The organism is Bradyrhizobium sp. CCBAU 53415 (assembly GCF_028128735.1).
Classification (GTDB): Bacteria; Pseudomonadota; Alphaproteobacteria; order Rhizobiales; family Xanthobacteraceae; genus Bradyrhizobium.
This window is the reverse complement of sequence record NZ_LBJF01000027.1, coordinates 1,435,811-1,448,685: the sequence shown is the minus strand read 5'-3', so window position 1 is coordinate 1,448,685 and position 12,875 is coordinate 1,435,811. Positions and strand designations below refer to the sequence as shown.

Annotated in this window: 12 protein-coding genes and 1 tRNA gene; 3 read left to right on the top strand and 10 right to left on the bottom strand. The window is 63.2% G+C overall.

Annotation, left to right across the window (positions count from 1 at the left end):
* Nucleotides 1–260: 260 nt before the first annotated feature.
* Nucleotides 261–1,766: a porin gene (locus tag XH87_RS34965; RefSeq protein ID WP_271590706.1), complete on the bottom strand. Its 1,506-nt coding sequence runs from the start codon at nucleotides 1,764–1,766 to the stop codon at nucleotides 261–263.
* 407 nt (nucleotides 1,767–2,173) lie between these two features.
* Here XH87_RS34965 and XH87_RS34960 point away from each other — a divergent pair, with 407 nt between their 5' ends.
* Nucleotides 2,174–2,680, top strand: coding sequence for a MarR family winged helix-turn-helix transcriptional regulator (locus XH87_RS34960; protein ID WP_035712871.1), 507 nt, complete (start codon nucleotides 2,174–2,176; stop codon nucleotides 2,678–2,680).
* A gap of 7 nt (nucleotides 2,681–2,687) precedes the next feature.
* On the opposite strand, the gene XH87_RS34955 is transcribed toward XH87_RS34960, so the two are convergent.
* Together XH87_RS34955 and XH87_RS34950 are read right to left on the bottom strand one after the other, a co-directional pair.
* Nucleotides 2,688–3,800 carry an alpha/beta hydrolase family protein gene (locus XH87_RS34955; RefSeq protein ID WP_271590705.1) on the bottom strand — a complete coding sequence of 371 codons (1,113 nt, stop codon included), beginning with the start codon at nucleotides 3,798–3,800 and terminating at the stop codon, nucleotides 2,688–2,690.
* Between the two features lie 251 nt (nucleotides 3,801–4,051).
* A complete protein-coding gene (locus XH87_RS34950) occupies nucleotides 4,052–5,023 on the bottom strand; it encodes an SDR family NAD(P)-dependent oxidoreductase (protein WP_271590704.1) in 972 nt (323 codons plus the stop codon).
* 581 nt (nucleotides 5,024–5,604) lie between these two features.
* Between XH87_RS34950 and XH87_RS34945 the strand changes: the two genes are divergently transcribed.
* Nucleotides 5,605–5,844, top strand: a complete 240-nt coding sequence (locus XH87_RS34945) for a hypothetical protein (protein WP_015685698.1) — start codon at nucleotides 5,605–5,607, stop codon at nucleotides 5,842–5,844.
* 138 nt (nucleotides 5,845–5,982) lie between these two features.
* Here the strand turns inward: XH87_RS34945 and XH87_RS34940 are convergent, their stop codons facing one another.
* Nucleotides 5,983–6,957, bottom strand: coding sequence for an alpha/beta hydrolase fold domain-containing protein (locus XH87_RS34940; protein WP_271590703.1), 975 nt, complete (start codon nucleotides 6,955–6,957; stop codon nucleotides 5,983–5,985).
* A 182-nt stretch (nucleotides 6,958–7,139) separates the two neighbouring features.
* Between XH87_RS34940 and XH87_RS34935 the strand changes: the two genes are divergently transcribed.
* Nucleotides 7,140–7,703 carry a TetR/AcrR family transcriptional regulator gene (locus XH87_RS34935; RefSeq protein ID WP_271590702.1) on the top strand — a complete coding sequence of 188 codons (564 nt, stop codon included), beginning with the start codon at nucleotides 7,140–7,142 and terminating at the stop codon, nucleotides 7,701–7,703.
* Between the two features lie 147 nt (nucleotides 7,704–7,850).
* Here the strand turns inward: XH87_RS34935 and XH87_RS34930 are convergent, their stop codons facing one another.
* The 6 genes from XH87_RS34930 to plsX all read right to left on the bottom strand — a co-directional run bounded on the left by XH87_RS34930 (nucleotide 7,851) and on the right by plsX (nucleotide 12,637).
* Complete coding sequence (locus XH87_RS34930) at nucleotides 7,851–8,843, bottom strand: hypothetical protein (protein ID WP_271590701.1); 993 nt, start codon at nucleotides 8,841–8,843, stop codon at nucleotides 7,851–7,853.
* 487 nt (nucleotides 8,844–9,330) lie between these two features.
* Nucleotides 9,331–9,408: transfer RNA gene (locus tag XH87_RS34925), tRNA-Pro, on the bottom strand.
* 112 nt (nucleotides 9,409–9,520) lie between these two features.
* Nucleotides 9,521–10,099, bottom strand: coding sequence for a MerR family transcriptional regulator (locus tag XH87_RS34920; RefSeq protein ID WP_271590700.1), 579 nt, complete (start codon nucleotides 10,097–10,099; stop codon nucleotides 9,521–9,523).
* A gap of 24 nt (nucleotides 10,100–10,123) precedes the next feature.
* Entirely contained in the window at nucleotides 10,124–10,465 is a 342-nt protein-coding gene (locus tag XH87_RS34915) for an integration host factor subunit alpha (RefSeq protein ID WP_026202294.1), read from the bottom strand.
* A gap of 133 nt (nucleotides 10,466–10,598) precedes the next feature.
* Nucleotides 10,599–11,579 (bottom strand): beta-ketoacyl-ACP synthase III, encoded by a 981-nt coding sequence (locus XH87_RS34910; RefSeq protein WP_271590699.1) that lies wholly within the window; start codon nucleotides 11,577–11,579, stop codon nucleotides 10,599–10,601.
* Nucleotides 11,576–12,637: a phosphate acyltransferase PlsX gene (gene plsX, locus XH87_RS34905; protein ID WP_035712818.1), complete on the bottom strand. Its 1,062-nt coding sequence runs from the start codon at nucleotides 12,635–12,637 to the stop codon at nucleotides 11,576–11,578. Before plsX ends, XH87_RS34910 begins: the two co-directional genes overlap by 4 nt.
* Nucleotides 12,638–12,875 lie beyond the last annotated feature (238 nt).

Here is a 12,875-nt window from a genome sequence, read left to right as displayed (position 1 = left end):
GTTCTCCAAAAACAAAAAACCTCCGGCGGGGCATCACCGGAGGTTTCTGGAGGCTTAGCATGAAGCTAAGAGCCGCAACTTTCGTATCTGGCTGAAAGCTATATAGCTTAGTAACTCAGGTAAGTAAATAAATTTGAGAGCGATCGAATCGCATGGCTCGTCTTCGTCCCCTGCAAAGGCCGCCGGATTTTCCGAACGTCCTTGCGGAAAAAAGCCCCGGCGGTTTCCCGCCGGGGCTGCTTCATGTCCGAAGACCGCGCTTACCAGTTGCGCTGGGCGCGCAGCAGCAGGCTGTAGGTGTCCTGGTCCTTCAGCTCGTAGGTCGCCGCGGGCTTGGCCACGCTCGTCAGTGCTCCGGTCGTGATTGCGCCCGAATACTTCTGATCGAGATGGCTGTAGGTGAAGTCGGCCGAGAAGGTCAGGTTCTTCACCGGCGTCCAGCGGGTGATGACACCGACCTGGCCGATGTTGAAGTCCGGGTTGCAGGTGCCGGTCAGGGTGGCGAACGCGGCGCTGCCGCAGATCAGGCCCTTCGCGGTGCTGCTGTAGTTGACCGCGGCCCACGCACCATAGAGCGCGGTGTTCCAGTACGGGCTCCAGTTGTGGGTGTAGGCACCGCGGAAGCCGTAGGTCTTGGTCAGCTCGAGGTTGCCGCCGGGGCCGAACACCGCGTCAGACACGCCGGCGAAGCCGATGCTCTGATACGCCGCGTTCGAGCTGCCGAACATCGAGTAGCTGGTCGCTGCCAGCGACTGGAAGTTGTAGCGGCTCGCGCCGTCGGTGTAGACGCCCGAGATGTTGATCACGTCGCCTGCGCCGGTCGGAATGTTCTTGATCGACAGAGCGAGCTGGACGGCCCAGCCCCACTTGTCTTCCGGATGGCCGGTGGTTTCGGTGGCGCCGTAGTAGCCGACGTGATTGTCGTGCGCAGCGACCGACGCCTGGAACAGGCCCCAGGCCTGGTCGACGCGGACCATGCCGACAAGGTCGGGCGACCGGGTGCCGCCGATGTCGTTGGAGCCGTAGGCGCCGCCGAGGACGCCGGTGGTGCTCATGCCGGCGGTGTTCCAGAGGTTGGTCGTGAAGAACTGAGTCTGGTCCTGCGCCGAAATCGCGGCCGTCACGCCCTGGCCGAAATCGGCCGTGTAAGTGAACTGGGTGACGCCGTTGGTCGAACCGCTGCCGCCGACCAGCTGGTCGAAGTTGTTGCCGGGATAGTTGATCCAGGGCGCGTCGAACTGCGACACCGACTTACCCATGGTGAAGCCGGCGAATTGGATGAAGGCATAGTAGACGCCGAGCGCACCGCCCGAGACCGAGCCGTTACCGCTCGTTCCGGCCGGAGCTGAATCGTAGGCGGTGGTACCCGTGCCGGCACTGGCATAGCTGCCGGTCGTCCAGGTGAAGACCGCGTCGAAATAGGTGCGGACCACGCCGTACTCGGTCGCGGTGCGCGTATCGATGTTGAGATCTTCACGAGCGCGCATCGAGTAGTAGTTCGTCAGGCGGTTGTTGGCCGCGGACACGCCGTTGTACTGGGCGCTGTAGTTGCCGCCGGCGTTGAGCGCCACTTCGGCACGCAGATAGCCGCCCAGCTTGATGCAGGTGTCGCTGCCCGGGATGTAGTAGAATCCGGCGCCGTAGAGCGAGCAGATCTTGACGTACTCGACCGCCTTGGCCTTGACCGGAAGATCGGCCGCCTGCGCTCCGCCGACGGCGATCAGACCCGCCGCAGTGCCGAGCAAAAGGCTCTTCACCATTCTCATTTAAAACCTCCAAGTTGCTCATTTTGCGGAGACTGGACCGTGAGGCCCCCCAGATCCCCGTCTCTCTCAAATCCGCTCGGCCGCTTTGCGCTTTCGGACACACCCGCTTTCGACGCGAGGGACGTGAGCGAACCACCTGCAACGGGACGATCGAGTACCCCCCACCGTCACGAAGCAATATGCCTGCGCCGTTCCGCTAATCAAAATACTTTATTAGATCAGCTTTCTGGTTTCGCCGAGCCTGTGCCCCGCGCGCAACACCGTGCCGGGCCCAATCTGCTGAGCTGATCATCTTTGTAGTTTTAGTGACAAAATTACCCTGCTCTGCACTTGCGTCAGAGCAGGCTTGCGTGGACTATGGCATTCCACGAACACTGACCTGAACAATCGGTTCACGGAGTGATGCTGTGTCCGCGACGAGGAAAGAGGGAGCGCGCCTGCGCACCATCGGCAACCTGGATATCATCAGGCGCTTCACCTGGGAGATATCGTCGATCAACATGTATCTCGAGGAGCTGCGCCAGTTCTGGGCGAGGACGCTCGGCATCAGCGGGCCGCAATGGCTGATCCTGATGGCCATCTCCGACCTCGACAAGGACGACGGCATCCCGGTCAACGTCGTGTCCAAGCTCCTCCACGTCGATCCGTCCTTCGTCACCACCCAGTCCAAGCTGCTCGAAAAGAAGGGCCTGCTGCGCCGCCGCCCCTCGCCGACCGACGCGCGCGTGGTCCGGCTGTCCCTGACCGAGAAGACGCAGAAGCACCTGGCGAGCCTCAACGAGCAGTACAAGACCATCAAGGAATTCGTCTTCCAGGAGTTCGACGAGGCCGAGCTCACCGAATTCACCACCAAGCTCGCGACGCTGAAGACCCGTCTGGAAAAGGCCTGCGTCCGCCTCACTCTCGACTTCTGACGCGAAGCTAGATTCGCCCGGCGGCGCCGAGCCGCGATTCGAGCCAGTCGAAGATATATTCGTTGGCGAGGCTCGGATTGTCCGCATGGGCCTGCGCCGCGCCCGTCTCCGCCGCGGTGAACACCTTCAGCATGACATCCGAACTGCCGAGCCGGGAGCTCTGGACCAGCTGACGCACCCGATCGGCCTTGAGCCAGCCGTCCTCGCCGAGCGTGATCAGCACCGGACAGTCGGCGCTGGAGGCCATCAGCGGCGCATGCGGCACCGGGACGATGCTGACGTCGCTCATCGCGAATCGGCTGGCAAAGAAGGCCCGCTCGTGCAGGTCCCACAGGCCGCCGTCGCAGACGGCGGCGGCGAGCCGCGGCTCCTGCAGCACCGCGCGCGCCACGAAGGACGAGCCCCAGCCGTCGGCGATGATCCCGACCCGCGCGAAGTCGACGTCACCGCGCGTCTCCAGATAATCCATGACGCCGGGGATCGCGCTCTCGAGATCCCGGCGCCGCAACAGCGCGTCGAGATAGTCGTCGCGCTGTTCGCCGAACAGGTCGAGCGCCAGCAACGAGAAGCCGCGCTCGCGCGCATGCGGCACCAGCTTGAACAGGAACTCCTCCTTGCGGTGGCCGGGCTCGCCGATGCAGATCACGGTCGGAGCCCGCCCGCTGGCTGACGGCGCAGGAAGGAAGTAGCCCTGCAGCGAATGCCCATCGAGCCAGGGTATCGTCACCACTTCGCCGGCCGGGCTGCGCGCGGCCAGGTAGCGGCGGGCGCAGTCCTGCATCGCCAGCACCGCAACCCAGCGGCGCTCGTCCGCCGGGGCGAGCGGCATCGCCGCGGCACCATAGTAGTTCATCGCGCGCAGCCAGTTGCGCTGCGCGCTCGCCAGATGGCCCTCCGCGAACGCGACCTCGGCGCGCTGCCGATTGGTCTGTGCCAGCCTCTTCCACTCGCGATGCCAGGACCGGTCGTCGCCGCGCCTCAGCTGCCGCGCGATCATGAGGCATTCCGCGATCGTGGCGCCCCCCTCCTGGGCCGCAGTGAGCAGCCGCGTGAACTCAGCGGAAATATCCTCTCGTTCCGGGCAAAGGGTCCAGTCGTCGGAGAGGCATGCGGGTATCATCGGGAGCTACGCTCTATCATCGCGTTACCCCCTGATGATTAAACCATTTCACTTCGCCAACCAAGCGGCCGCGCGCCCGGTGGGAGGCGTTTCAGATCACCATCGCTTGAACATCGTCACGTCACATGCGTGACATTCCGATGGGTCATGGAGCGGGCGATCATTGGCAGGAGATGGCACGCGATATTGCTTGCGGATCCCTTGCCATGACGATCATCATATCCATATTTTCGCCCGCCTTGGAGGCGGTCTCAACCAAGCCGCCAGCCGACCTCCTGCGTGAAGCTTTCGTAGAAGGAACGTTCATAAGCCTGCTCCGGCGTAGCACGAACGCGTTCGTCGAGGCGCTTGGCGTCCTCGCCGACGAGAATGCGCCAGCGCTCCGCCCTGACCCCGTCGAGAATGATCTTCGCCGCCTCTGCCGCCGTCGTCGGCGCATCCTCCAGGAAGCTGCGGGCGCGCTCGGCGAACACCGCCTGGATGTCCTCGTCCGACATCCCGTCGGCATCCGGCACGCCGGCCGCGACCATGCGCTTGCGGGTCAGCGCGACCTCGTCGGCGTTGAGTCGCTCCGAACCGTCCGCGCTCTGCACCTTGCGCGAATTGGAGACGATCGAGGTGCCGATGTGACCGGGCATCACCACCGAGCATTTGACGTGCGGGGCGTGCAGGCGGAGGTCGTTGATCAGCGCTTCGGTAAATCCCTTCACGGCGAACTTGGCCGAGCTGTAAGCCGTGTGCGCCTGGTTCATGCCGATCGAGGCCCAGAAGCCGTTGACGCTGGCGGTGTTGACGATGTGGGCCTCGTCCGCCGCCACCAGCATCGGCAGGAAGGTGCGTACGCCGAGATAGACGCCGCCCCAGCAGATGTTGAAGGTGCGCTCCCACTGCTCGCGCGTGTTGGTGAACAGGCTGCCGCCGCCGCCGATGCCGGCATTGTTGAACAGAAGATGGATCCTGTCCGTCTTGTGCTGCTCGGCGAGCTCGTCACGAAACCGCTTCAGATGATCCTCGATCGCGACATCGGCGACATGCGTCGTGACGCGCAGCCCCTGCGGCAGTTTCTCGACCTCGCACAGCCGCCTGGTCTCGGCCATCGCCGCTTCCGAGACGTCGCACATCGCGACGTTGCAGCCTTCGGCAACGAGCTGCCGCGCGAGCTCGCGCCCCATTCCCGTGCCGCCGCCGGTGATGACCGCGATCTTTCCAGCAAAATCTCTCATGGGACTTCGGTCCCTCCCCTTGTCGGTATGTTTCTTCGTCACCGCGCCGCTCGGCGGGGCGCGCGCGAAACTGTAGCAGCGCCGCATCCGCAGGTAAAAGCGGATCGGCGATACCATGTTCGGCATTATTTCGGCGCGCGGACTATGGTCGCTCCGGTGCGGTCGCGGTCCGTACGGGTGAGGCAGCTTCGCCCGTGGCGCACCTTCGAGACGCCCGCCGTTGGCGGGCCCTCAGGATGAGGGCGGAGTGCGCGGCCGCCGTTTCAACGAGCACCGATGCGCTTAGCCTCATCCTGAGGAGACCGCTGAAAGCGGTCGTCTCGAAGGACGAGGCGCTTGCTCCGTCTTCGCAGGGAAGCACCGTTGCAAGGCGCGCCGGCGGCGCGGGCTCATTATTTACCGCGGTTCCCGTATTTGTCCGGCTTCGGGTGAAGCGCAATCTTTTTACAATCCGAATCGCCAAATGGGGGTGGACGCTGGATCGAGTCGGCCAGGCCAGCGCGTGTTGTTTGCGTGTCACAGGCTCTGGCACTCCGCTTGCATCCTCATCGTGGTCAGAAACAACCGATGAGGTGACAGGAATGTTCGTGACCGTCGTTGCCGTGCTCTGCCGGCTTAGCGCAGCCAGCTCAGGCAGTTGCGTCGAGGAAATCGTGACCGACAGCAACATGACGCCCGAGATCTCGATGATGCAGTGCGCGGTCGGCGCACAGGCACCCCTTGCGAAGTGGATGGGCGAACATCCGATCTATCACGCCAATTGGCGCCTCGAGCGCTACAAATGCGTCCCGGGTCACTACGAGATCAAGGGGCACGCCTAAGGCCCCGCAAAACGACTGATCCGGACACGACGGATCGAGGAAACGCCCCGGAGGCCGCCTCCGACGGGCCCAGCAAGCGCCAGTCCGATGCGACGGCGCGTCCTGTGACAACGGTCACATCCGCTAAGTCACCGCCCGCTAAGTCACCGCCCGCAAGATCATCGCCCGCGCGCGCCGTCCCTCCGGCGTCGGCATCAGCGCATAGTTGTGCGGCTGGTCGCGCAGCAGGTGCAACTCCACCGGCACGCCCACCGCCCTCGCCCGCTCCGCCAGATCGACGCTGTCGGGGTAGAGCAGATCGCGAGTCCCTGCGAATATCGTCATCGGCGCCAGGAAACGGAAGGTGCCGTTGAGCGGGCTGACGAAGGGATGACCGATATCGAGCTCGCCGGCATAGAGCCGCCCCGCTTCCACGATCCCCGGAATGTCCTGGATCGGATCGCGCTTGGCGATCGCAACCTGCTCCGGCCGGCTGACCGACGCATCGGCCGCGGGCGAGATCAGCACCAGTCGCGCCGGCTGCCGATGGCCGCGATCGCGCAGCCACTGACACGCGGCGAGCGCGAGCCCCGCGCCGGCCGAATTGCCGACCACCGTGACCTTTGCGTCGCCTGCGTCTTCCAGCAGCATGCGCAGCAGCTCGCCCGTCGCCGGCACGACGTCCTTCGCGGTCGCGCGCGGCGCCAGCGGATAGATCGGCACGACGCACGAGATGCGCGCCTTGCGCGTCATCTGGCCAATGAAGCGCCAATGCGCCGGCACGATCTCGTTGATGAAGCCGCCGCCATGCAGGAACATGACGTAGTTGCAGCCTTCGTGTCCTGACGACGGCGCGGTGTAATAGACCGGCCATCCGCCCATCTTCGTCAGCGTCGCCTCGACATCGCGGCCGAGCCCCGTCGGTTCGAACGATGCCGGCCGCAAGGCGAGCTTCTGCACGTGTGCCTGCACCGCCTCGGCGGACGCAAGTTGCCGCTTGTACGGAAGCAGCCCGAGCAGCAGGTTGAAGGCGCGGCTGTGCAAGCTCGGCGCGGGATCGCGCGGCGCCCGCGTGCCGAACACACAGCCGCCCGGGCAGAGCTGAAAGGCCGACACAAGTCTTGCAACGCTCATCGCCACATCCCCATCCGGCTCTTTTCGATGCGGCGACCAAGAGGCTTGCCGACCCACCGCCGCGCGCCGATATAATGCGAGCATTCACTCGCTTTTCCTACTCGCATTCAGATCACAAGACCGTGGTCCGCAAACCGCCCACAACACCTCGGAAAAACGCCTCGCAGGAGCGATCCCGCGCCATGGTGGACGCGCTGGTCGAGGCAACTGCTCGCATTCTGGTCAAGGAAGGCTTTGAGAAGGCCAGCACCAACCGCATCGCCGAGATCGCCGGCGTCAGCGTCGGCTCGCTCTATCAATACTTTCCGAGCAAGGAGGCCCTCGTCGCCGCCGTGATCGACCGTCACAACGAGGAGATCATGGCCATCGTCCGCACGGCGCTCACGGAGGTCGCCGACCTCCCGATCGAGAAAGCCGTACGAAAACTCGTCACCGTCGCAATCGAAGCCCACCGCATCAACCCGAAACTGCATCGGGTGCTTGCCGAGCAGATCCCCCGCACCGGCCAGCTCAAAGACGTCGAAGCCTTCAACCGCGAAGTCCACGCGTTAGTGCGCGCCTATCTCGAAAGCCGCCGCAAGGAGATGCGCAAGGTCGACCCGGGACTAGCGACGTTCATTTGCGTCAGCGCGATCGAGGCGGTCGCGCACAACACGGTGCTGAACGGCGCCGAGATGCTGTCGGAGAAGACGGTGAAGGTGCTGGTGGACGAGACGACGCGGTTGGTGGTGGGATATTTGAGGTAGACAGAATAGTGCCCGAGGCTGAGCCGCAGAACAGGTTAAGCTTCATAGCGCAGGAGAAGACATCTTGGCCCGACCTCGCCGTTGCCAAGCTGGATGCGCAATGAACTATGAGGAGATCCGACGCACGATGCGCGCGACCAGGATAGCCTAGACGACACCGCGAACGGTAAAGAGGCCAGCCAAGAAACGTGCCTGTCGCGCAAACTCGAGACAGGCCTTTGAGACAGCCTCGTCTTTGCCCCGCGCCTCTTGCTCCCAAACAAGCGCGGTCTGGTGAAGCTTGGCGGCCTTATCAAGTTTGCGCTGGCCCTCCAAACGGGCTTTAACCTCCGGCGCCGTGACGCGACTTTCGCTTACATCTGCACTATCGGGAGGATGATTCACTGTAACCGGAAACTTAGTCGTGAGATGCTGAAAGGCGATGTTCTTCAGCAAGTAAAAGAGCCTCTCAACGCGCGGATATTCGGCACTTTCTAGGCCGGTAATACCGCGACCAGTGTCGCTGTTGTCGAGTTTGATATGCGCACAGAGGTCGCGAACCTCATGAATATAGTTTTCCAATGTTCGGTTGGAGATGTTTAATGCACGATACTCATCCTCAAAGCGCGCCAGAAGCTCGCCGAGCGTCGGCCATTTTTTTCCAACCTTGAACTCAAGCTCAAGCGCCTTGTAAATAGAGAGATACCGATACGAGATCGGCAGGTGCGGTTGCTGGGAGTCGCTCAGTAGTTTGAAGAGAGGCTGATGATCAATCGTTCTTTCAAATAGCAACCTCGCGTTCTTCATCTCTCGTTCATAGTCAGAGTCCGAGATAGGCGATATTGTGGCCGAGAACCTCGGCTTCGTTTCATCTTGGTTGCCCTCGGTATCGAGCCAGATTCGGCCATGTCCCAACCAAAGGTATTCAATCTGCTGGTCGGTAGTCAGGCGATACACAGAAAGCAGATGCTCGACTAAACGCGCTTCCTCCCATGCTTGCACTTCATTGAAGCCTTCCTTGTCGGCACCAACGAGTTCAGTCCTAATCAAGGCGGGATGTGAAGGTCTTCCGACGACAGCTATTTTGAAATGGCCTACGTCGGGTATGTGACGCTCTACCGTGAGCAGATCACTCTTCCGGTCATCAACGTAGACGTCCATCAATGGCGCCAGCGGCGTATATCTAAAAAACGACATTAGCGAACCAAAAGTGGTGTTCGATACCTGAGCATCGTACGCGCGCAGCCAACCCTGTGTGCCCCCGTCCGAGACCGGATATCGGGGTTGCCACAGAACCTGCTTCAAACTGACGCCATACTAACGTTGGAAAGCTGAGACAGAGCATAGAAGACAACTCCGCTCCAGACTTCGCGCGCTCAATCCTTGTGAAGCAACGCGCCGGAGCAGTTGCAGGAGCTACTTTCTCTACCCAGGCATGATGACATCATGTCCCCGGCTTGTCCGGCCCGTCAAATCCATTCAGAAAAACATCATTCTGTCAATGACTTCGCTACTGTGCATGGGGTTGTTTTCGGCATTTTGAGTGACCGACCACCGCAGCAGCCCCCCGCCACCGGCCGTCGCGCACGCGTCCGGCGGGAGCAGGCTCCACGCCGACGTTCATCCACCCGACAAATGTTGGAAAAAATGGTCGGAGCGAGAGGATTTGAACCTCCGACCCCTAGTCTCCCAGACTAGTGCGCTAACCGGGCTGCGCCACGCTCCGAATGCCGTTCCATTAGCTAGGATCGCCGCGTTGCGCAAGGCGAGGCCGCAGCATTTTGGTGTATCCGCCCTAAGCGCCCGGAACTGCCCGCAAGGCCGGCCTGATACCGCCCCTACCCGTCCTTCAGCGCCTGATCCAGCATTTCCCGGCAGGCCACGAGGTCGGCGAGTGCCCGGCCGAGACGTTCCCGGTCCAGCGCGCTGGGGCCGGCGGGCGCAGCAGTGGCGCCGCCCTTGCGGAAGGTGGTGAGGATCTCCTCGTCGTCGACCTCCGTGAAGCGGAAGTCGATGCCTTCCTCTTCGTCGCCCTGGTAGTCGTCATCGTCGGTGTCGGTGACGCCCTTGATGGGCGCCTCGTCCTCGGGCTCCATCAGGCTCGCGCCGATGGCGTCCTCGATGGCCCCGAACGAGACCGCGGCCGCGCTGTCGGCGAGGCCCTGCACCGATTTGACGCCGTGCTCTTTCAGGATCCGCTGCACGCCGCGGATGGTGTAGCCCTCGCCGTAGAGCAGCCGGCGGATGCCCTTGAGCAGGTCGACGTCGTCGGGGCGGTAATAGCGGCGGCCGCCGCTGCGCTTCATCGGCTTGATCTGGGAGAACCGGGTCTCCCAGAACCGCAGCACGTGCTGCGGAATGTCGAGTTCCTGCGCTACTTCGCTGATGGTTCGGAACGCATCCGGCGCCTTGTCCAAATGCCAAATCCTTTGCGAGAGGCGTTACGCCTCTTGTGGAGCCTTGCTGGCGTCGCCGTTGGCGCGGTGCTGGCCGTTGATCCGCTGCTTCAGGATCGCCGACGGCTTGAACACCATGACCCGGCGCGGCGAGATCGGCACCTCGGTGCCGGTCTTCGGGTTACGGCCGATGCGCTGACCCTTCTTGCGGACCATGAACGACCCGAAAGAGGACAATTTCACCGTCTCGCCCTTCTCCAGGCAGTCGGTGATCTCCTTCAGCACGAGTTCCACGAAGGCGGACGATTCCGTCCGCGACAGGCCTACCTTCTGGTAGACGGCTTCACAGAGATCAACACGCGTTACGGTTTTACTTTGATCGGTCATCGCCCTGCCCCACATCACGGCGAACAATTGTTGTCTGAAATTATGAGGTTACGATACGACGGTCAACAGCGCTCATCAATGCCGACGCATCGATAATCGGTGCTGATTCGGGCAGAATTCGATCGACTGTGGCTTACCAGCGCACCAGCGCCGAGCCCCAGGTGAAGCCGCCGCCCATCGCCTCCAGCAGAACCAGGTCGCCCTTCTTGATGCGGCCGTCCCTGCGCGCCACCGCCAGCGCCAGCGGGATCGAGGCAGCGGAGGTATTGCCGTGACGGTCCACCGTCAGCACCACCTTTTCCGGCGCGATGTGAAGCTTGTGGGCGGAGGCGTCGATGATTCGCTTGTTGGCCTGGTGCGGCACGAACCAGTCGATGCTGTCGGCATTGAGCCCGGTCGCCTGGAAGGCGTCGACGATCACGTCGGTGATCATGCCGACCGCATGCTTGAAGACCTCGCGGCCTTCCATGCGCAGATGGCCGACGGTCTGGGTCGAGGACGGGCCGCCGTCGACGTACAGCTTTGCCTTGTGGCGGCCGTCGGAGCGCAGGTGCGTGGTCACGACGCCGCGGTCGGTCGTGGCATTGCCCGGCTGCTCCTGCGCCTCCAGCACCACGGCGCCGGCGCCGTCGCCGAACAGCACGCAGGTGCCGCGGTCGTTCCAGTCGAGGATGCGCGAGAAGGTCTCGGCGCCGATCACCAGCGCGCGCTTGAAGGCACCCGTGCGCAGGAAATTATCGGCGGTGGCGAGCGCGAACACGAAGCCCGAGCACACCGCCTGGAGGTCGAAGGCCGCGCCATGATTGATGCCGAGCCCGTGCTGCACGGCGACGGCGGTCGCCGGGAAGGTGTTGTCCGGTGTCGAGGTCGCCAGCACGATCAGGTCGATCGCCTGCGCGTCCAGGCCGGCATCGCGGAGCGCGGCCTGCGCCGCCTTGATCGCCAAGTGCGAGGTGAACTCGCCCTCGGCCGCGATGTGCCGCTCGCGAATGCCGGTGCGCTGCACGATCCACTCGTCGGAGGTGTCGATGCGCGCCGCCAATTGGGCGTTGGTCACCACCTGCTCCGGCAGATACGAGCCGCAGCCGAGCACGACCGAACGAATTTGAGTCACGAAACAGCCTCCTGCGCGGCCTGCACGGAACTGAGTGCACCACCCTCGCGGTTGAGCATCTGATTGATCTTGTTCAGGAGATCGTAGTGAGCCATCTCATAGCCAACATCGATCGCATAGGCAAAGCCTTCGGCGTTGGTTCCGCCATGGCTCTTCACCACCACCCCCCTCAGTCCCAGCAGCACGCCGCCATTCGACTTGTTGGGGTCCATCTTGTCGCGCAGGGCCTGGAAGGCGCTGCGGGCGAAGACGTAGCCGAGCTTGGAGAGCCAGCTCCGCTGCATCTCGTTACGGAGCAATTCCGCCATCTGGCGCGCGGTTCCCTCGGCAGCCTTGAGCGCGATGTTGCCGCTGAAGCCCTCGGTCACGATGACGTCGGCCAATCCCTTGCCGATTCCGTCGCCCTCGACGAAGCCGATATAGTCGAGCTCCGGCAGGTTTCTCGCCCGCAGGATCTCGCTGGCCTCGCGGATCTCCTCGTGGCCCTTGATCTCCTCGGCGCCGATGTTGAGCAGCCCGACCGTCGGCCGCTTCTTGTTGAACAGCACGCTCGCCTTGGCCGCGCCCATCACCGCCATCGACACCAGATGGTGGGCATCGCCGCCGAGGGTGGCGCCGAGATCGAGCACGACGGACTCGCCGCGCATGGTCGGCCAGATCGCCGAGATCGCCGGGCGGTCGATGCCCGGCAGCGTCCGCAGGTGGAAGCGCGCCATCGCCATCAGCGCGCCGGTATTGCCGGCGGAGATTGCGACATCCGCCTCGGCCTTCTTGACCGCATCGATCGCGAGCCACATCGAGGAGGTCTTGCGGCCGTGCCGCAGCGCCTGGCTCGGCTTGTCCTCCATGCTGACGGCGACGTCGGTATGGACAATTCTGGAGGCGGCTTTCAGCTTCGGGTGTTTCTCGAGCTCGGGCTCGATCCTGGCGCGGTCGCCGACCAGCAGGAACTCGGTATCGCGATGCCTGCCAAGCGAGATGGCTGCGCCCGGAATGACCACGGCGGGGCCGACATCGCCCCCCATGGCGTCCAGCGCGATGCGAACCTTGCTTGGCATGAAAGTCCTGGAAACCTGGTCTGGTGCGGTCTTGAGCTAGCGGGGCTGCAAAATGGGTTCGCCATGGACATGACGAACGGCCAAGCGCCACGCCGCACCCGGACCGGGGCGCGACAATAGCGTTTTGTTACCCCGAAACAACCTCTTGCCCCCAGCCTTTTGCATTCAGGGCGATCTTGCCGCGAAGCGCGAAATTTGCAAGAAACATATTGAAATCAGTCGGATAGAGACCGCCTTG

Coding starts and splice junctions, on each gene's coding strand:
- XH87_RS34935 (WP_271590702.1), top strand. CDS start 7,140: ATGGTGGACGCGCTGGTCGAGGCAACTGCTCGCATTCTGGTCAAGGAA.
- XH87_RS34955 (WP_271590705.1), bottom strand. CDS start 3,800: ATGATACCCGCATGCCTCTCCGACGACTGGACCCTTTGCCCGGAACGA.
- XH87_RS34930 (WP_271590701.1), bottom strand. CDS start 8,843: ATGGACGTCTACGTTGATGACCGGAAGAGTGATCTGCTCACGGTAGAG.
- XH87_RS34940 (WP_271590703.1), bottom strand. CDS start 6,957: ATGAGCGTTGCAAGACTTGTGTCGGCCTTTCAGCTCTGCCCGGGCGGC.
- XH87_RS34945 (WP_015685698.1), top strand. CDS start 5,605: ATGTTCGTGACCGTCGTTGCCGTGCTCTGCCGGCTTAGCGCAGCCAGC.
- XH87_RS34915 (WP_026202294.1), bottom strand. CDS start 10,465: ATGACCGATCAAAGTAAAACCGTAACGCGTGTTGATCTCTGTGAAGCC.
- XH87_RS34965 (WP_271590706.1), bottom strand. CDS start 1,766: ATGAGAATGGTGAAGAGCCTTTTGCTCGGCACTGCGGCGGGTCTGATC.
- XH87_RS34950 (WP_271590704.1), bottom strand. CDS start 5,023: ATGAGAGATTTTGCTGGAAAGATCGCGGTCATCACCGGCGGCGGCACG.
- plsX (WP_035712818.1), bottom strand. CDS start 12,637: ATGCCAAGCAAGGTTCGCATCGCGCTGGACGCCATGGGGGGCGATGTC.